Origin of the sequence: Frankia sp. AvcI1, from assembly GCF_001420875.1 — a bacterium.
Classification (GTDB): domain Bacteria; phylum Actinomycetota; class Actinomycetes; order Frankiales; family Frankiaceae; genus Frankia; species Frankia alni.
This window is the reverse complement of record NZ_LJFZ01000055.1, coordinates 1-18,368: the sequence shown is the minus strand read 5'-3', so window position 1 is coordinate 18,368 and position 18,368 is coordinate 1. Positions and strand designations below refer to the sequence as shown.

Below are 18,368 nucleotides of genomic sequence, written 5' to 3'. Positions count from 1 at the left end.
CCGCCGTCTTCGGTGTCTGTGACGCCACCGCGATCCGCTACGCCGACAACGCACGCCAGCTGCTGACCCGCCCTCACGAGAACGGCCCCTCGGAATCACCGTGAACCCGAGCGCCCGGACCGGCAAACCCGCCTGACCACCACTTGGGTTCGGNCTGAACAACCTTCGGATGGCGTGAACCCACGGACTTTTCATGAGGATCGAACAGGGGCAGGTCGCGGTGGTGACGGGGGCGGCCAGCGGCATCGGGTACGGGCTGGCCGAGGCGCTGGCCGCCCGGGGCGTTCACGTCGTCCTGTCCGACGTGCAGACCGACGCCGTCGAGCGGGCCGCCGCCACGCTCGCCGCGGCCGGGGCCACGACGCTCGCGGTCGCGGCCGACGTCGGCGACGCCGACCAGGTGGGCGCCCTCGCCGCGGCCACGATCGACCGGTTCGGCCGGGTGGACCTGGTGTGCAACAACGCCGGCGTGGTGAGCCGGCCGGCGCCGATGTGGGAGCAGGGTCTGGCCAGTTGGCGCTGGCTGATCGACGTGGCGCTGCTCGGGGTGGTCCACGGCGTGCACCACTTCGTGCCGCACCTGATCCGCCAGGGTGGCGGCCACGTCCTCAACACCGCGTCCGTCGGCGGCCTCATGCCGCTGCCGACGTTGACGCCGTACAACGCTGTCAAGCATGCCGTCATCGGGCTGACCGAGACGCTCGACCTGGAGCTTCGGGCGGTCGCCCCCACCCTCGGCGCGAGCGTGCTGTGCCCCGGGCCGGTGGCGACGGCGCTCAGCGAGACGTCGCGGGCGAACCGGCCGGCGGGGGCGCGGACACCCGACCCGACCGACACCCTCGCCGACCGGGCGGCGCAGCGCGGCGGCTCCGTCCTGCTACCGGCGGACGTCGCCCGGATCGCGCTCGAGGGCGTCGAGGCCGACCGGGTTCACATCCTCACCAACCCGGAGACGGCGGCGGGGGTGCGAGCGCGCGTCGAGGCGCTGCTCGCCGACGTGCCCTGGTAGACCGTTGCCCGCAGGACGGACGGGCACCGCAGGACGGACGGCGCCAGGNGTGGTGGTCAGACGAGCAGGAGCCGCTCCAGGCCGGCGCGCTGCTCGGCGGTGAAGGGCATCGAGTGCAGCCGGTCGGCGTCGACCTTGACCAGGGTCGCGGTCAGGTTCGCCNCCGAGTGGTCGTGCTGGGTGAGTTCCAGGGCGAAGGTCAGCGAGCTCGTGCCGAACTTCGCCAGGCTGACGTCGAACAGGACGTCGCCGGTGAACAGCTCCCGGCGGTAGGTGCTGGCCACGTCGACGACGGCGAGATCGGCGGGGGAGAGCAGCCCCTCACAGGTCGTCGCGAGCGCCCGCGCCCAGGCCTGCGAGGCGATCTCCAGGGCCAGGAAGAAGGGGACGTGGCGGTGTCGGCTCACCGCGCCGTCACGATCCGGCCGGTGTGTCACCGGCAGCATGTACCGAAGCATCGACCGCGGTGCCTCGCTCCCCCTGACGGCCGCGCGGCACGGCCGCGGGCACAACCGACCCGGGCCGCTCCGACTGCTCGACCCGCTGGGCTTGACCCGGTGAGCTGCGTGTTCGGCTCTCATCCGGCCTCGCNCCGAATTCCGACACTACCGGTCGACGGGGCTCGGCGCGTCGGAGTGGATGTGCCGGCTCGTCTGNGCCGAGACCGGGGCGGCGAGGATCGCCGTCACCAGGTCGACGAGGTGGCTGGCGAACAGGCGGTGGTCCGGGCGGTGGTGCTCCCGGGCGCGGGTGGCCAGCTCCCCGTTGAGGAAGCGGATCGCTGCGAACCGGCGGTGCAGCGGCGGGCCCACCGCGGCGGGTGGCAGGAACGGCGTGACCAGGGCGCGCCAGCGGACCATGCTCGGTGCGGCCGACGCCGTCGCGAAGCTGGTGGCGAAGTGTTCGGGGCGCGCGGTCACCTCGGCGATGATCTGCAGATACTCGGGTCCGCCGTCGTGGTGGTCGAGGCGGGCCGCCTGGGGGAGCACGAGCGCGGCGGCCAGCGCGCGCAGCCCGGGATTCCCGTCGGGCTCCCCGGGGATCTTCCCGGGGAGCCCGACGGGGGGTTCCCCGTCGAGCTCCAGGGCGTCGAGCAGGCCGAGCCGGTGGGTCTCGATGTCCCGGTGATGCCGGTCGATGATCGCGGCGAGAACGGCCTGCCGGTCGCCGAAGTGGTACTGCAGCGCGCTCGTGTTGAGCTGGCCGGCGGCCTTGCTGATCTCACGCATGCTGGGGCCGTCGATGCCGCCGGCGGCGAACAGCCGCTCGGCGGCCAGCAGCAGGTCGCGGCGGGTGTGCTCGCCGCTCATGCCGCCGCGATGCGCGCGCTCGCCTGGGCGAACAGCCGCCGGGCGGTCGCGCGCAGCTGCCGGCCGACCGCGGGATCGGCCTGGCCGGCGCAGGCGCGGGCGTAGGTCCCCTCCAGGATGATCCCGATCTTGTAGCCGGCGAGGACCTCGTACCAGGGCAGGGACCGCAGGTCCCGGCCGCTGACCTCGCCGTAGCGGGCGACGAGCTCGGCGGCCGTGGGGAACCCGTCCCAGGGACGCACGCCCAGCGCCCCGGGGGGTGGCCCCTCGGGACCGGGCCAGGTGCTGAGCAGGCCACCGAGGTCGAGCAGGGGATCGCCGATGGTCGCCAGCTCCCAGTCGATGATCGCGGCGAGCGCCGGGCGGTCCGCCGTCACGAGCACGTTGGCGAGATGGTAGTCGCCGTGCACCAGCCCGGGGCGGAAGTCGTCGGGCCGGTGGGCGTCGAGCCAGGCACCGATCGCATCCAGCTCCGGTGCCTCGGGCCCCGGGTAGCCGGGCAGCGTGTGATAGCTCTCGAGCTGACTACGCCAGCGGCCGACCTGGCGTTCCAGGTAGCCGTCGGGGCGGCCGAGATCCGCGAGGCCGGCGGCGACGTGGTCGACGGCGGCGATCGCGGCGGCCCCCTCGGCCATCGCGAGACCCAGCCGGTGCCGCCAGCCCGGCGAGGTCCGGTAACCGGCGGGCAGCTCGACCGTGGGATTGGCGCCGTCGACCGGTTCCATCAGGTAGAAGGCCGCGCCCAGGACGGTCTCGTCGGNGCAGGCGGCGAGCAGCCGGGGGTGCGGCACGGCCGTGGACGCGAGCGCGGCGAGCACGCGGGCCTCGCGGCGCATCGTCCGGTCGCTGTCGGGCCGCTTGTGCACGGGCGGACGGCGCAGCACGAATCGCAGCCCGCCGCGGTCGAACCGGACGAGCACGTTCTGGGTGCCGCCGGCGAGCCGTTCGACGGCGGTGATCGGCCCCGCCGGCAGACCCTGGTCGTCCATCCACGCGGCCAGGCGGCCGAGGTCCACCCCGGGCACGGCGACCGCCGGACCGTCCACGGCCCCGCTCATGCCTGCGCCGAGGCGACACCGTCATCGAGGCCGCCGAGACCGCCGCCGCCGAGACCGCCGCCGCCGAGGCGGTCGGCGAACCGGCGGGTGGCCGCCTCCCGCAGGGTCGGCAGGTGGTCGCTCGGGAACAGCGTCTCGACCGCGCGGTGATCCTTGAGGACCTCGCGGGCGATCGTGACCCGGTGCACCTCGGTGGGACCGTCGGCGAGGCCGAGCAGCTCCGCGGCGACCAGCATCTCGACGAAGTTCATCTCGTTGGAGATCCCGAGCGCGCCGTGCAGGTGCAGCGCGCGGCGGGAGATGTCGTGCAGCACCTTCGGCATCGCCACCTTCACCGCGGCGATGTCGCGGCGGACCCGGCGGTAGTCGTTGTGCTTGTCGATCAGCCAGGCCGTGCGCAGCACCAGCAGGCGGAACTGCTCGATCTCGATCCAGCTGTCGGCGATCTGCTCCTGCACCACGCCGAGGGAGGCCAGCGGGNCGGAGCGCACCTGGCGCGACAGGGCCCGTTCGCACATCGCGTCGAAGACTCGGCGGGCCATGGCGATGGTCCGCATCGCGTGGTGGATGCGGCCGCCGCCGAGGCGGGTCTGGGCGATCGCGAACGCCCGGCCGCGCTGCCCGAGCAGGTGATCGGCCGGGATGCGCACGTCGTCGTAGCGGACGTACCCGTGCGCGCCGAGCTCGGGCGCCTCGTGGCCGAGTGCCACGTTGCGGACGATCTCCAGACCGGGCGTGCCCGCCGNCACGATGAACATGCTGGCGCGCTCGTACGGGCCGGCGTCCGGATCGGTGATCGCCATGACCAGGAAGAAGCTGGCGTAGCGGGCGTTGGTGGAGAACCACTTCTCGCCGCGCAGGACCCACTCGTCGCCGTCGAGGCGGGCGGAGGCGCGGAACAGCGTCGGGTCGGCGCCGGCCTGCGGCTCGGTCATCGAATAGCACGAGCTGATCCGGCCGTCGAGCAGCGGCTGGAGGTAGCGGGCCCGCTGCTCGGGCGTGCCGAAGTGGGCGAGGATCTCGGCGTTGCCGGAGTCCGGCGCCTGGCAGCCGAACACCGACGGCGCCCAGCGGGAGCGGCCGAGGATCTCGTTGAGCAGCGCGAGGTGTACCTGCCCGTAGCCGGATCCGCCGAGCTCGGGCCCGAGGTGGGCGGCCCACAGCCCGCGCTCCCGCACGAGGTGCTGCAGCGGTTGCACGATCGCGTTCGCCACCTCGTCGGTCTTGTCGAACGGCTCCCGCAGGACATGATCCAGCGGCTCGACCTCCTCCCGNACGAACGCGTCGACCCACTCGAGCTGCTCGGCGAACGCCCGGTCCGTCTCGAAGTCCCACGCCATGACGTCGATTTCTAAGCCACCTGCTTTAGAACGTCAAGCGAGAGACTTAGTCCGCGTCCGCGTCTGTGATCGGGACGGCTCGTCGGCGCCAGGTGATCCGGGCCCGTTAGGAGCGTCGGCGCGGNGACCTCACATGATCATGGATGCCGGGTCGCCATGGATGCCGGGTCGCCATGGATGCCGGGCTCTCCGGCGGCGCGGCACGGTTGCNCGAATCTGTATGACCGCGCCCTGTCGTCCTGGTGGCGCTGTCGTCCTGGTGGCGCTGTCGGCCCGGTCGGGATGGTCACCGCGGTAGTCAGGCCGAGATGCCGCCTCGTGCCGGGTCCGGCCAGCCGGCGGGCCGGGTCGCCGGCTCGGCGACTGCCCGGTCTCGGCGACTGCCCGGTCTCGGCGACTGCCCGGTCTCGGCGACTGCCCGGTCTCGGCGACTNCCCGGTCTCGACAACCGCCCGCTCCCGTCGCCCGCTTCCTGGCGTGTGACCAGATGAGTACAGAAACGTGCCGAGGCTTCGGCACGCTTTTTGGCCGGAGAACCGTGCCGAGACCTCGGCACGATCTGGCCGGGATCTGGCCGGGATTTGGCCGGGATCTGGCCGGGATCTGGACGGGTGGGCGGGCGAAACGGCTCCGTGAGCGACGAATGTGGATCGCAAGCGACTGCGGGCGACCGAGCGGCGCCACCGACAGGCCCGGTCAGCGGAATCTGCATGACCGTGTCGAGCCGTCGTCACACTGGCGGGTCGTGGCGCGGGGCGTGCTTCCGCGGACACGACGATCATCCAGGCCGGGCGCGGGAGGCGCCCTGCGGTACGGAATGCACGGTCCGATGGGCCCAGACCGGGCAGAACGCACCGCATCGGCCGCGGTGGCCAAGGACTTCCCGCTGCAGCCGCCGAACCGTAGGCCTACCGCGGCACAGGCGTGAGGAACGCGGCGCGGGGGCGGCCGGTGGCGGCGCGGGCGGTGCGCGGTGGGGTGGCGGCGCGGGCGGGGTCGGCGCCGCTGTTCCGTCGACCGTTGGGTTGACAAAAATCGGGGGCGATCTTACGGTCTGCGAATCCTCGCGGCGACGGTGCCGGGGGACCGGCCGCGCCGGTGCTGGAGGGAGATCGCCCCCGTGGACCTCTGCCTGTTCGCCCGGCCCGGCCTGGCCCCCGACGGCGAGTTCGACGCCTTCCTCGCGATGGCCCGCCAGGCCGACGTGGCCGGGCTGCACTCGCTGTGCTTCGGCGAGCACCTCGTGATCGCGCCCGACACCTCGCGCTACCCGTACGGGCCCTGGGGCCACCCGCCCGACACCGCCTGGCCCGATCCGCTGCTGTCGCTGGCCGCGGTCGCCGCGGTCACCGAGCGGATCCGGCTGTCGACCGCGGTGCTGCTCGCCCCGCTGCGGCCCGGTCTCGTGCTCGCGAAGGAGGTCGCGACCCTCGACGTGATCTCCCACGGGCGGGTCGAGCTCGGCGTCGGGACCGGCTGGCAGTCCGAGGAGTACGCCGGTGTCGGGCTGGCCTGGGACGAGCGCCGGCGCCGCTTCGACGAGGTGATCGAGACCTGCCGGCTGGCCTGGGGCGAGCAGCCGTTCTCCCTACCGCTCGACGCCGGCCGCCTCGACGCCGCCGGCGGTGACGCCGTCGGCCGTGGTACCGGCCGCCTCGACGGCCTGACCGCGCGGCCCGTGCCGGTCCAGCGCCGCATCCCGCTCTACTACGGCGTGGCCGCGACGGCGGCGAACGTCCGCCGCATCGCCCGGCTCGGCGACGGGTGGACGCCGGTCGGCGTCACCGCCGAGCAGGTGCGCGCCGGCGTGACCGCGCTGCGCTCTGCGTACGCCGACGCCGGCCGCGACCCGGCGACACTCGTCGTGCGGGTGCCGCTGCCCCCCGTGCCCGACGCGGCCGGCGGGATCGACGCGGCACGCACCGTCGCCGCCGCCGAGCCCTACCTCGAGGCCGGGGCGACCATGGCCGTCGCCGGCCCCAACCACCGCCTGCGCTCGGCCGCGGAGGCGGGGGAGCTGATCGAAGGCCTTGCGGCCGCGGCGAAGGCACTCTGAGCAGCCGCGTCGTCGCGTCTGTTGCGCGAGCCCGTCGGAAGATCCAGGATCGGAGATCGTCATGAGTCTGCGGGGGAGGGTGGCACTCGTCACCGGGGCGGCGTCGGGCATCGGCGCCGCGACCGCGAGGGTGCTCGCCGCCGACGGCGCCAGGGTCGTCGTCGCCGACATCGACCAGCAGGGGGAGGCGGTGGCGAAGGAGATCGTGGCCGCCGGCGGCGAGGCCGTGTTCCAGCGGGTGGACGTGCGCCGCCTCGACGAGGTGCGGGCGGCCGTCGCCGCCGCCGAGTCCACCTACGGCCACCTCGACACGGTGATCGCGAACGCGGGCACGGTGGGCGGTCCGGCGGTGGCGCGGCGGCTGGAGGACCTCGACGAGGAGCGGTGGACGGCCATCCTCGACATCAACCTGGCGGGCACCATCCGCACGTTCGCCGCCGCCGTCCCGGCCCTGCGCCGCGCGGGCGGCGGGGCGATGTCGGCGACGGCGTCGATCGCCGGGCTGACCGGGGTGGCCGGGCAGGCCGCGTACAGCGCGTCGAAGGGCGGCATCGTCGCCGTCGTGCGGGCCCTCGCCTTCGAGCTGGTCACCGATCGGATCCGGGTCAACTGCGCCTGCCCGGGCGGGGTCGCCACCAACCTGCTGGCGAACACCGACGTGCTGCCGGTGCTCATGGCCCAGGCCGAGGCGCAGGCCGAGGCAGACGCGGACACGGCGCCCGCGTCGGCGCCGGCGTCGGCCGGGCCGGGCGGCGGGCCGGCGGCGCAGGCGCTGATGAACCGGGCCGCGGACCCGGCGGAGGTGGCGAGGGTGCACCGCTTCCTGGTCTCCGACGAGGCCTCGCTCGTCAACGGGCAGGCGGTCGTCTGTGACGCCGGCAGCTCGGTGGCGAACCTCTGGATGGTCATCGACCGCTGATCCGGCGTCACCGCCGATCGGCGGAGCCGGTGATCGGACGACAACGCTGACGGGACGAAGACGAAAGGGAGAGGCTGCATGCCTGACTTACCGGACGACCGCGGGCCGGCCGAGCTCGGCTGGCGCGCGGGCACGGTCCTGCACCGCTACTGCCGGGCGATCGACCAGGGCGACGCGGGCGCCCTGCGGGCGGTCTTCGCCGCGGACGCCGCCCTCGTCGTGGCCGGCGGGACCGTCGAGGGCGGCCCGGGAACCCAGCAGGTCTTCGCCGGGCGGGACACCGTGGTGGNCATCCTCGCCTCGCTGTTCGACCAGCGGCAGTGGGCCCGCCACCTCGTGTCCAACCTGCTCGTCGACGTCGAGGCCGACGGCTCCGTCGACGTGCGCAGCTACTTCCAGTACTGGCTGGGCCGGGCCGACGGCACCGCCCACGGCGTCGGCGACTACCACGTGACGATGNGCGAGNCCGACGGTCGCCTCGCGATCACGACACTCTCGGCGACCATCCTCCAGGAGATCACTCTGCCCGCCGCGGCGCCGGCGGTCTCGACCGCGGGAGCAGCAACCGCATGACGATCGTGGAAACCGAGTCGATCGACCTCTACTCCCTGGCGAGCTTCGAGCACGGGCATCCGCATGCCCTCTACGCCCGGCTGCGCGAGCACGACCCCGTGCACTGGAACGACGAGCCGAACGGGCCGGGCTTCTGGGCCGTCACCCGCTGGGAGGACATCCGCGCCGTCAACCGCGACGACGAGAACTTCTCCCACTGGCCGGTCTCCATGATCGAGGACTTCATGGAGACCGAGGACAAGTCGATGGTGAACCTCGACCCGCCGCTGCACACGGTGATCCGCCGTGCGGTCGTCCCCGGGTTCATGCCCTCGGCGGTGCGCCGCCGGATGACCCGTTTCGTCGACGCCGCCGAGGCCATCGTTGACGAGATCCGCCCGGCCGGCGGGTGCGACCTCGCCGTCGACGTGGCCGGGAAGATCGCCGCCTACGTGACGGNCGACGTGCTGCGCATCCCCCGCGAGGACGCGGTGCGCCTCTACGAGTACATCGAGATCGGTCTCGGCGGCGGCGCCTACACCGAGCAGGAGCGCCAGGGCGCGACCGAGGCGTTGATCCGGTACTCGATCCAGGTCTGGGAGGACCGCCGGGCCCACCCCGGCGACGACGTCTGTTCGATGCTCGCGGCCTGCGAGGTGGACGGGGCGCCGATGAGCCTGGAGAACTTCTCGGCGAACATGACCCTGCTCATCGTCGGCGCCGGGGACACCACCCGGCACCTGATNGGCGGCGGCCTGCACGCCCTGTTCACCCATCCCGACCAGCGCGAGCTGCTGCAGGCCGACCTCGACGGCCGGATGCCCGCCGCCGTCGAGGAGATGCTGCGCTGGGTCACCCCGGTGGTGTACAACCGCCGGACGGCCCTGCGCGACGTCGAGATCGGCGGGCGGAGCATCAGTGCCGGCGACAAGGTGTGCGTCTACTACGGCGCCGGCAACCGGGACCCGAGGGAGTTCGCCGACCCGGAGCGGTTCGACATCACCCGCTCGCCCAACCGGCATCTCGCCTTCAGCGGCCTCGGCCAGCACTTCTGCCTCGGCGCCCATGTCGCCCGGGCGGAGGCCATCGCGATGATCACCACGTTGCTGCGGGCGTTCCCCGGCATCCNCCCCGCCGGCGAGATGGAGTGGACCCGGTCGAACTTCGTCATGGGCCCCGCGCACCTGCCCGTCACCTGGTGACGGCGCCCGCGGGGGGCGGGCCCTCCCCGGCCGCGTGACCGTGACCGGGAAGGGCCCGAGCCGGGCCGCGGGCGGCTACCGGGTGATCTCCCGTTACTGGGTGATCTCCCGTCCGCAGCGGTCCCGGTCGATGACGTCGAAGGCCGTGCCCGTCGGGCTGACCTGGACGAACGAGTAGCAGTTCGTCGTCCTGCCGAGCCCGTGGGCGAAGTCGACCGGCGAGATCAGACCGTCGGCGTCGTAGTCCGTCACCGACCGCAGCCCGTCGATGAACGCCCNCCGGGTGGGGCAGGGGCCGGCCGCCTCCAACCCGCGGATGAACATGTCGGTGTCGACGTAGGACATCAGGGCGAAGTCGTGCTGCGCCTGCGGGATCTGGGGGGCGAAGCGGGTCACCGCCTTCTCGTAGGTGTCGACGGCGGCGCCGCCGAGTTCGAACGGGCGGTAGAAGACGGGGATGACGAGCCCGGCCATCTGCGCACCCGAGGTTTCCAGGAGCTGCCGGTCATAACCGGTGACCGCCATGACGAGTCCCGGTAGCCGACCGGCGCCGCGCAGGGCGCTCAGCACCTGGAGATAGTCGGGCGGCTGGATGAGGAAGATGACCGTGTCGGCGCCCGACTCGGTGATCCGCCGCGCGGTATCCGCGGGATTGTCGGTCTGCGACGAGTAGCTCAGGATTCCGGCCAGGTCTAGCCCGGCGGCCCGGATGCTCTGGTCGTATTTCGAGGTGAGCTCCGAGACGCTGGCGGACAACGCGGCCTGCACCAGCAGGACGCGTTTTCCGCCACGGTTGTGGACGAAGGTACCGAACGTGTCGACCGCGTTCCCGTCGGTGTAGGAGAACGAGAACATGTTCCGGTAGTGCGACCAGATGTTCTCGGTCGCGATTCCGGTCACCGGGACGCCACGGTCGGCGAGGTACTGGGCGCTGCCACTGGCGGAGAAGGAGGACTCGATGACGCCGAAGACGTTCTGCCGTTCCACCAGAGTGCGGGCGCCCTGGCTGTTCGCGTCGGCGGTCCCGCGGTCGTCCTGCCAGTCGTAGACGATCTTCCGGCCGTGGACGCCNCCGTGCTCGTTGGCCAGGCCGATGCGGGCGTCGATGCCGGCCCGGGAGGAACTGAAGGTAGGCGCGAGAACACCGGAGTCGGGATAGAGCAGCCCGATTCTCACCTCGTTCGGCGTGACTCCGGGACTGACGCACCCGGCCGATTTCGCCTCATGGGACGCACAGCCGGTCAGNGTCGCGGCGGCGAGCAGGGCCAGTGCGGGGGCTAGGCGGGAACAGCGGCGCATAAGAGGAGAAACTCCGGGGTCGGACGGTCTTCGGGGCAACGAGCGCGGGCCGGTTCGCCGTGACCGACCGGTCGGACCACCACAATGCGGCGGAGGGGGAATGCGGCGCCGCCGCCGGCAGCCGCCGGACGGGAACGCGGGATGGGTATCGAACGGGTATCCGTCATTTCGGCAGCTTAGGGTGCGTGTATCCAGCGGGTAAACCAATATGCCGGCGCGGCCTGCGGTAAATTTCGCCGCCGGCCACGGGCCGGCGGCGAACGCCGCCCGGGGATGCGCGGCCGGCCGGCTGCCGGTCGTGCACCTCGGCCAGGCCGCCGGCATCCAAACACCCCACGCCGACCACCCCGCCCGCCGACCACCCCGCCCGCCGGGCGACCAGCCTGCCGCGGCCCCCCGCGGCGTCGTCGCCACCCGGGCCCACCATGTGGAAGCACCGATGTCGCCGAACGGCTCGCGGCCCGGGGCGAGACGAATGCGTCGGTCGTGGGTTCGAGCCCCACCCGCCCCGCCACGCTCCGTGTCTAGCTTCTGACCTGGTCAAGTGGGGTTTGACCTATCGGTCGGGATGGTCGGCGAGGTTCCGTAGGTGCAGGTCAGCGGATGCGGGAAGTCGGTTCGTACATTGCCAGCTTCTCGAACTGACGGCTCCGGTTGTAACTCTCGGTGGTGGGTTCGGGTCGTTGGGCGTCGATTGTGGTCGTGCGTGGTCCCGCGAGGTGCTTGGGTACCCAAGTCCAGGGCTGGAGTGGGTCAGCCGCGGCCGGGTGCTTGCGGAGGCTCGCGTCCTTCATGCGGCCTGATGATCCCTACCGCGTCGGCATGATCGCGGCTGAGGTCGCCGTGATGACGTTCGTCCCNGATGTCGGCGAGGCCGCCTTGCTGGAGAGTGATCTGATCTGCGGCGCCGTCTGAGCGTTGACGGCGAAAGCCGGGGAGCAGGGCGAGGATCAGCAGGGCGTTGGCTGCGCAGGCGAGGCCGCCGGAGACCGCGGAGGCGGCGTCTGCGAGGGTGGTGGCGACGGCGCCCGCCTCAAGGTCGCCGAGCCGCGGCCCGCCGGTGACGACCGAGATCTGTAGGCCGGTAAGCCGGCCTCGCAGCGTGGCTAGAGGAGCGCGGCTGGCGCGGCTGGACCAAGTTCGAGCGGATCGATCCGACATAGCGCTGTCGTCGGCATGAGCGGTCGTCTGCGAACGGGTGTGTACGCGACCGGTCTCGTCAGACGGCCCAGTCCGACCTCTCAGTCCGACCGCTCAGTCCGACCTCGCGACGTCGCTCAACATGCCGGCAAGGAGTCGCCGGTCTATCTTGGTTGACGACAGAACAGGTAGATCCGCCGGTTGGATGATTCTTATCACCCGCGGGATCTTGTACTCGGACAGCGTGCCCCGCAGCGATCGACGGATGTCCTCCGCAAGCAGGGTGGCTCCGCCCCGGGCAACGACAACGGCGCCGACGATGCTGACCCGCTGCGGATCGGGCACGCTCACGACGATCGCCTGCTCGATCCCCGGGAGGCTCGCCAGCGCGGCCTCGACTTCGCGTGGGGAGACGTTGGCACCCGACGATTTGATCATGTCGTCGAGTCGGCCGTGGAAGAAGATGTGGTCGTCGCGGTACGAGCACAGGTCACCTGTGTGGTACCAGCCCGCGGCATCGAAGCAGGCTTCGCGTTCCTGCTTCACGAACCCGGCCATGAGGGTGTCGCCGCGGACGAGTAGTTCGCCGGGAGCCCCCGGGGCGACGTCTGTGCCGCTGTCCGGGTCGATGAGCCGGTGTTCCATCCCGGGCATGACCGGCCCGAGTGTCCCGGCAAGTTCGTCGGGATAGTCGGGATGAGAGACGGTGTGCGGGCCGGCGGTCTCCGTCATGCCGAGGGCTATTCCGAAGACCTGGTTGCGCGGTCGCTGGCCGGGGGGCAGCGCGGCGAGGAGGTTGCCTCCGCGTAGGGCGCTNAGGTCGCGCTGCGNGAACGACGGATCGGTCTCGAGCGCGGTCAACAGGTGGGGCCAGCCGGTGAGGTAGGTGACGCGCTCTCGCTCCAGGAAGTCGAGCAGCTCCGAGCCGGTGCTGCCGCTTCCCAGCAGGGCGCAGCCGACATGCATGGCGGCCAGGACGGTGTATGTCAGGCCACCGACCCAGAAGAACGGCATCGGGGTGAAGACGCGATCGTCGCGCCTGTACGGCATGATGGCGCCGAGCTTCGCGGCCTGGCGCATGAAACCGTTGTGAGTGTGCATGGTGCCCTTCGGNGAGCCAGTGGATCCCGAGGTGTAGATGATGCTGACGAGATCGGNCGGCGNCACCTCACCCTCGATTGCCGCCAGTAATTCGCGGGAGACACCGCTCGGCGTCGACAGATCGAGAGCGGAGGCCCACGCCGGTGCCGAAGACCCCCACACCCAGACTCCGCGAAGATAGGGAGCATCATGTAGCCGCAGCGCACCACGGGACTCGGCGAGTCCCTCGAGAGCGCTCTCCNGGCCGGCCGGGTAGTCACGGTTTCGGTAACGGTCCGCCGTCACCAACAGCGCAAGGTCGGAGTGGCGGATGACTGACCTGAGCTCGGTGCCGGTGGACAGGGNACTGATGGGAACGGCCACGGCTCCGATGCGAACGATCGCCAGCCAGACGATGATGAACTCGGGACTGTTGGGGAAGACCATCCCGACCCTGGTCGCCTTGCCGACCCCCGCCGCCACGAACTGGCCGGCCAACAGTGCGGAACGCTCGTCGGCCTCCCCGTAGGTCAGCCGCCGGTCATCGAACACGCAGAGCTCACGGGCCGGGTGGTGGGTGGCGCAATGGCGTAGCAGTGCCGGTACGGACGGATCGACGTCCGCGACGGCGGTCCAGTCGGCCACGCCCCTCATGTCGCCGTAGCTGTCTCCTAACCGGTGCACAAGCAACGTCCTTTCTGTCCTGATCGATCGAAGCCGAAGCCGATGCCGGAGCCGGAGCCGGGGGCGCAGCCGGGACCGGAGCCGGGATCGGAGCCAAGGTCGCGTAGTCGTGTCGGACGACTGCCGCCGGGCGTATGCTCACCGGTGCTATGGCCGTCGAGTTGCATCATCTTCGTCACTTCGTCGCCGTGGCCGAGGATCTCAACTTCAGTCGGGCCGCCCGTCGGCTCTGTATTGCGCAGCCCGCGCTCAGCCAGTCGATCAAGAGGCTCGAGGTCTCGCTCGGGCTTGAGCTCTTCGTACGCTCGCGCACCAATGTGGAGCTGACGCCTGCCGGCCATGCTTTTCTCGTCGAGACGAAGGCGACGCTGCTGCAGGTGGAGCGTGCGGAACTGACGGCACGAAGAGTGGCTTCGGGGGAGCAGGGAAGCCTCCGGCTGGGTTATGTCACCCCGGCGGTGTTCGAGATCCTGCCGGCGATCATCCGCAGCTTCAGCCGCGAGTCGCCGGACGTCGAGGTGATCTTCGAGGAACTGCCCGTGGAGGACCAGATAGACAAACTTCGGGGCGGCGACATCGACCTCAGAATCATCATGGGCCGGCGTGAACTGCCGCCGGAGGTTCACCTTCACCTCATCGGTCACGTCGATGTTGCGGCGGCTGTGCCGTCGACGTGGCCGCTGGCCCGCCGTGAGCAGATCCGACTGAAGGACCTGCGCCATCAGCCGCTCATCATGGTGCCCCGCGAACGACACCCGGACATCTACGACGACTTCATGGCCGCCTGTCGTCGACTGGGATTTTCGCCGACCGTCNCCCACCGTACCTCGAACCCGATGACGACCCTCAGCCTGGTGGCCGGTGGAATGGGCATCGGGCTCGTCGCGGGTGCGTCCACGAGTTTCTGGGTACGCGATGTGACGATAGTNCCCATCGTGGACTCGCCGGGGGACCCGATCGCCCGCAGCATGTTCGCGGCCTGGATTCCCCGTGCCCAGAATCCCGCCCTGGAGCGACTGCTGTCGAGCGTTATGGCGTTGCCGCCCGCCACGCGACCACAGCGACACGAGACCTGAGTCCCTTCGGTTGGCGTTGTCGACGAGTCGTGCCACCGCGACCGCAACAGTCTCACCGGGTGCCGCAGGCGTCCAATATCAGTCGTGTCGACATCCATACCGGCTGCGTATCAGAGCGCTCCGCCGAACCCACGTCGACAACGCGCGACGGCATCGAGAGTCTTGTGGTCGAAATAGGNGTTTAGTCCGGAAAGTCGCGGACATCGGCCGCGGCGATCGCGTCGGCCTGACCGAGCGAACGACAAGTGTCCCGACGCGCGGCACGCTGACCCGCACTTCTGCGCCGTGGCTCTGGCCAGCATGTGCCGGCGCCGTCATACGTCGGCGGTATCAGGGTACACGGAGGTCATATTGGACAGAGCTGGGCGCGCGGAGCCAGTCTCNAGCAGGCGCACCTCGCGCCCGCCCTGGAGACCCTCACGACGGGACTTGTCAAGATGCCCCTGCTCCAGCCGGAAACACCTGTTGAGCGCCGACCCATCGACTCGGACGGCCACTACTACGAGCCCTATGACGCGTTCACCCNCCACATCGAGGCGAAATACCGCTCGCGGGCCGTGAACGTGCGCGTCAGTGCACGAGACGGGTTGGGGCGTCTCTACTACGGCGACCAGAAGGCCGGCCTCATCCGGGTCGTTCAGTGCGACTACACGGGCGCACCCGGTAGTCGAGCGGGCGCCTTCCTCGGGATTCACGACGACGAGGACCCGGGCGGCTGGAGCCAGCCCGAAATGATCAGTGCCCATGATTTCCCGGCAATGATGCACCGGGCGAACCGTCTCGCGCTCCTGGACGACCAGGGCCTCGACGGCACGTTACTGTTCCCGAGCCTGGGTGTCTCGGTGGAGCACGAACTGCACGACGACACGGACGTCCTCTACGCGAACCTGCGTTCCTTCAACCGCTGGCTGGAAGAGGACTGGGGTTTCGCCGCGGACGGCCGTCTTTTCGCGGCGCCGATGATCTCGCTGGTGGACGTCGAGCAGGCGGTCGCCGAGACCGAGCGCGTCCTCGCGGCCGGNGCGCGGCTCCTGCACCTGCGGCTGGGGCCGATCTACGGGGAGTCCGCCGCCGACCCCGGGCGTGACCGCTTCTGGGGGCTGGTGCAGGAGGCCGACGTTCCGGTGAGCTTCCACGTCTCGGACGCCGGCTACCACGAGCTGTGGGGAGCGCAGTGGGGCGAGCTGCCGCGGCCGCCGCTGCAGCACCAGTCCCCGTTCAACAACTACCTCGCCGGGACCTCGGCGCAGGACACCTTCGCCAACCTCATTCTCAACAACCTTTTCGAGCGCTTCCCGCGGCTGAAGGTCCTGAGCATCGAGAACGGCNCCAGCTGGGTCAAGCCGCTGATGAAGCGCCTCGACAAGGTGGCCTTCATGACGCGGGGGCAGGCGGGCGTCGGTGNCCCCGTCGCGGGTCGACCGTCGGAGACCTTCCAGCGCAACTTCTACGTCTGCCCCTTCTTCGAGGAGGATCCGGTCGAGCTCGCGGAAGCCATCGGCTACGACCATGTGCTCTTCGGCTCCGACTGGCCTCATCCCGAGGGGCTGGAGCAGCCGCTCAACTTCGCGGACAAGCTCGTCGACCGTGCGGACCCGGTGGAGACGGCCCGGGTGATGCGTGGCAACATCGCCGGACTGATTCGGGTCGACGCGTGAGGCGCACCCGCGCCCGCAGCCGCGCGAGCGAGACCTCATGACGTCGAACTCCGACACAACCGGGCCCGGGTTCGGCACGACCCTCCCGGCGGAGGTCGACGTCGCGGTGATCGGGGCGGGCCACAACGGCCTCGTCGCGGCCTGCTATCTGNCGAAGGCCGGCCTGCGGGTGGCGGTCGTGGAGGCGGCGAACCTGCCGGGCGGGATGACGACGTCCGGCCCGTTCATCGCCGAGGCGCCCGGACACACGGTCAACACGTGCGCTGTCGACATCATCGCGCTCCTGCACTCGCAGATTCCGCGTGAGCTCTCGCTGCGGGAGCACGGGCTGCGCCTGGTCAAGCCCGATCCGAGCTACGTCTCGCTCCACCCGGACGGTTCGTCCCTCGCCCTGTGGCGTGACCCGCAGCGCACCGCCGAGGAGATCCGGGCCTTCTCGCGGCAGGACGCCGCCGCCTTCCTCGACTTCGTGAACCTGCTGGACCGGGTGATGGCCACGGCGGTTCCGGTCATGGGCGCCGACATGGCGCGGCCCTCGCCGTCGCTCGTCGTCGGTGTCGCCCGCGAGCTCGTCAGGAGCCGCAGGCGGATGTCCGACATCGTCGCCCTGCTCACGGGCAGCGCCAGCATGGCTGTGGACGAGCGATTCCAGCATCCGGTGGTGCGCGGGGCCCTGCTCAACCTCGCGGCGGGCGCCGGACCGGTGTCGGAACCCGGCAGCGGGCTCGGGTTCCTGCTGTTGGCACTGTTGACCAGGGTCGGTGTGGGCCGGCCTGTCGGCGGCATGCAGTCCCTCACGACGGCGCTGATCAACTGTCTGGAGAGCGCCGGAGGAACCGTCACCGTCGCCGCCCGAGTCGCCGAGATAACGCGTGCCGGGGACACCGTCCGCGGCATCCGGTTGACCGATGGTCGTACGTTGCGCGCTCGCGCCGTCGTGTCGTCGGTGGACCCGTGGACCACGCTGCGCGAACTGGTCGACGGTGACGTGATCAGCCAGTCCACCGCCGCCCGTCTCGACCATGCCAGCGCCAACCGGATCGGCTCCGGGGTGTTCAAGATCGACATGGCTCTCTCGGAGCAGATCGAGGTCACCGGCCATATCCGCGCCGACGGGGTCGACCTTCGCAGGCCCACCCTGCTTCTCGGCACGGCGGAGTCGGTGGTCGATTCCTACGCGGCCGCCAGCCGCGGTGAACTGCCGGCCGACCCGGCGCTCTGGGTCGCCGCGCCGTCGGGGGAGGACCCGACCCAGGCGCCCCCGGGCCAGGAGACGCTCTACCTCTACGCCCTCGCCGTCCCGGTGNACCCCCGCAGTGGCTGGGAGGCCATCCGGCAGTCGGCCGTTGACTCCGTCCTGACCAAGACGGGCAAATACGTCCAGCCGCTGGAGCAGGCCGAGATCGGACGCCTCGTCGAGTCACCGGAGGACATCGCGGCCCGCCTGCACGTCCGCAACGGCTGTATCACGCATCTCGACATGGGTTTCATGAATTCGGGACCGTTGCGCCCGGCGGTGGGGCTCGGGCTTGGCAGGACCCCGCTCGGTGGTCTCTTCCTCGGCGGGTCCGGTACTCACCCCGGCGGTGGAGTGAGCGGCCTGCCCGGCCGGACGGCCGCCCACCGGGCCGCCCGCTACCTCAGGAAGAACGGCTAGAGAGGTTCTGGTCCTGGGTGTGATCCGGCCGGGCGGGGCGCCGATCCACGTCATCCTGGACGACCTGTCCGGCCGCCAGGGCGTCACGATCCTGATCGGAAGCGGAGTGTCGGTAGCGGAGTGTCAGTGTTTCTCGCTGTCGGGCGTCACCCGTCGGCGAGGCGTTGGATGGTGGCGCCCAGCCAGGCCTGGAGATCGGCGGGGTCGCCGAGTTCGGAACGCAGGACCCGGCGGCGGGTCGAGACGCCGAGTACGAAGGCGTCGATCGCCGCGGCTCGGCTGTGGGCGTCCGCGTCGTCCAGGCCGGTGTCGCGCAGGTAGCGGTGCA

The 18,368-nt window shown here is 71.2% G+C and carries 9 protein-coding genes and 16 pseudogenes; 13 read left to right on the top strand and 12 right to left on the bottom strand.

The features are described 5' to 3' along the window. The first annotated feature begins 193 nt into the window (after positions 1–193). Positions 194–1,009, top strand: a complete 816-nt coding sequence (locus tag UK94_RS31240) for an SDR family NAD(P)-dependent oxidoreductase (protein WP_011604201.1) — start codon at positions 194–196, stop codon at positions 1,007–1,009. A 657-nt stretch (positions 1,010–1,666) separates the two neighbouring features. Here the strand turns inward: UK94_RS31240 and UK94_RS31230 are convergent. From UK94_RS31230 to UK94_RS71755, 6 genes and pseudogenes are all read right to left on the bottom strand, one after another. Further along, positions 1,667–2,319 (bottom strand): helix-turn-helix domain-containing protein (locus UK94_RS31230; RefSeq protein ID WP_268761744.1); only part of this gene is annotated, 653 nt, incomplete at its 3' end. After that, positions 2,316–3,079, bottom strand: a pseudogene (locus UK94_RS31225) (phosphotransferase family protein); the annotation flags it as partial. The pseudogene UK94_RS31225 and the gene UK94_RS31230, both read right to left, overlap by 4 nt. A 1-nt stretch (position 3,080) precedes the next feature. After that, a partial coding sequence (locus tag UK94_RS71770; protein WP_235490848.1) for a phosphotransferase occupies positions 3,081–3,377 on the bottom strand: 297 nt, incomplete at its 3' end. Next, positions 3,374–3,857 (bottom strand): annotated as a pseudogene (locus tag UK94_RS71765) (acyl-CoA dehydrogenase family protein); the annotation flags it as partial. The gene UK94_RS71770 and the pseudogene UK94_RS71765, both read right to left, overlap by 4 nt. 1 nt (position 3,858) lies before the next feature. Further along, positions 3,859–4,122: pseudogene (locus UK94_RS71760) on the bottom strand (acyl-CoA dehydrogenase); the annotation flags it as partial. A gap of 1 nt (position 4,123) precedes the next feature. Beyond that, positions 4,124–4,651 (bottom strand): annotated as a pseudogene (locus UK94_RS71755) (acyl-CoA dehydrogenase family protein); the annotation flags it as partial. Positions 4,652–5,837: 1,186 nt separating this feature from the next. On the opposite strand from UK94_RS71755, the gene UK94_RS31215 reads away from it, so the two are divergent. The 8 genes and pseudogenes from UK94_RS31215 to UK94_RS75590 form a co-directional block, all read left to right on the top strand. After that, on the top strand, positions 5,838–6,773 hold the full coding sequence (locus UK94_RS31215; protein ID WP_157734540.1) for a TIGR03619 family F420-dependent LLM class oxidoreductase: 936 nt from the start codon (positions 5,838–5,840) through the stop codon (positions 6,771–6,773). 61 nt (positions 6,774–6,834) lie between these two features. Continuing rightward, positions 6,835–7,692, top strand: coding sequence for an SDR family NAD(P)-dependent oxidoreductase (locus tag UK94_RS31210; RefSeq protein WP_041939274.1), 858 nt, complete (start codon positions 6,835–6,837; stop codon positions 7,690–7,692). 78 nt (positions 7,693–7,770) lie between these two features. Continuing rightward, positions 7,771–7,981: pseudogene (locus UK94_RS71750) on the top strand (nuclear transport factor 2 family protein); the annotation flags it as partial. A gap of 1 nt (position 7,982) precedes the next feature. Next, positions 7,983–8,151 (top strand): annotated as a pseudogene (locus UK94_RS71745) (nuclear transport factor 2 family protein); the annotation flags it as partial. 7 nt (positions 8,152–8,158) lie between these two features. Further along, positions 8,159–8,265, top strand: a pseudogene (locus UK94_RS75600) (nuclear transport factor 2 family protein); the annotation flags it as partial. A gap of 617 nt (positions 8,266–8,882) precedes the next feature. Continuing rightward, positions 8,883–8,989: pseudogene (locus tag UK94_RS75595) on the top strand (hypothetical protein); the annotation flags it as partial. Between the two features lies 1 nt (position 8,990). Continuing rightward, positions 8,991–9,372: pseudogene (locus UK94_RS71735) on the top strand (cytochrome P450); the annotation flags it as partial. 1 nt (position 9,373) lies between these two features. Then, positions 9,374–9,446 (top strand): hypothetical protein (locus UK94_RS75590; protein WP_268761745.1); only part of this gene is annotated, 73 nt, incomplete at its 5' end. Between the two features lie 93 nt (positions 9,447–9,539). On the opposite strand, the pseudogene UK94_RS71730 reads toward UK94_RS75590, so the two are convergent. The 5 genes and pseudogenes from UK94_RS71730 to UK94_RS71715 form a co-directional block, all read right to left on the bottom strand. Further along, a pseudogene (locus UK94_RS71730) lies at positions 9,540–9,724 on the bottom strand (branched-chain amino acid ABC transporter substrate-binding protein); the annotation flags it as partial. 1 nt (position 9,725) lies between these two features. Then, positions 9,726–10,517, bottom strand: a pseudogene (locus UK94_RS31195) (ABC transporter substrate-binding protein); the annotation flags it as partial. A 1-nt stretch (position 10,518) separates the two neighbouring features. Then, a partial coding sequence (locus UK94_RS76685; protein WP_313949626.1) for a hypothetical protein occupies positions 10,519–10,622 on the bottom strand: 104 nt, incomplete at its 3' end. Positions 10,623–11,606: 984 nt separating this feature from the next. Beyond that, a pseudogene (locus UK94_RS71720) lies at positions 11,607–11,906 on the bottom strand (hypothetical protein); the annotation flags it as partial. A gap of 1,425 nt (positions 11,907–13,331) precedes the next feature. Next, on the bottom strand, positions 13,332–13,649 hold a 318-nt coding region (locus UK94_RS71715; RefSeq protein WP_235490846.1), incomplete at its 3' end, for an AMP-binding protein. A gap of 1,807 nt (positions 13,650–15,456) precedes the next feature. Between UK94_RS71715 and UK94_RS71710 the strand changes: the two are divergent. The 4 genes and pseudogenes from UK94_RS71710 to UK94_RS71695 form a co-directional block, all read left to right on the top strand. Next, positions 15,457–15,746 (top strand): annotated as a pseudogene (locus UK94_RS71710) (amidohydrolase); the annotation flags it as partial. 1 nt (position 15,747) lies between these two features. Next, positions 15,748–16,053 (top strand): annotated as a pseudogene (locus UK94_RS71705) (amidohydrolase family protein); the annotation flags it as partial. 1 nt (position 16,054) lies between these two features. After that, positions 16,055–16,129, top strand: a pseudogene (locus UK94_RS71700) (hypothetical protein); the annotation flags it as partial. 1 nt (position 16,130) lies between these two features. Then, positions 16,131–16,383: amidohydrolase family protein (locus UK94_RS71695; protein WP_235490843.1), on the top strand; the 253-nt coding region annotated here is incomplete at its 5' end. Between the two features lie 1,803 nt (positions 16,384–18,186). On the opposite strand, the pseudogene UK94_RS31170 reads toward UK94_RS71695, so the two are convergent. Beyond that, positions 18,187–18,368: pseudogene (locus UK94_RS31170) on the bottom strand (TetR/AcrR family transcriptional regulator); the annotation flags it as partial.

Excerpts from the sequence above, each read along its gene's own strand:
- UK94_RS31210 (WP_041939274.1), top strand. The coding sequence starts at position 6,835 with ATGAGTCTGCGGGGGAGGGTGGCACTCGTCACCGGGGCGGCGTCGGGC.
- UK94_RS31240 (WP_011604201.1), top strand. The coding sequence starts at position 194 with ATGAGGATCGAACAGGGGCAGGTCGCGGTGGTGACGGGGGCGGCCAGC.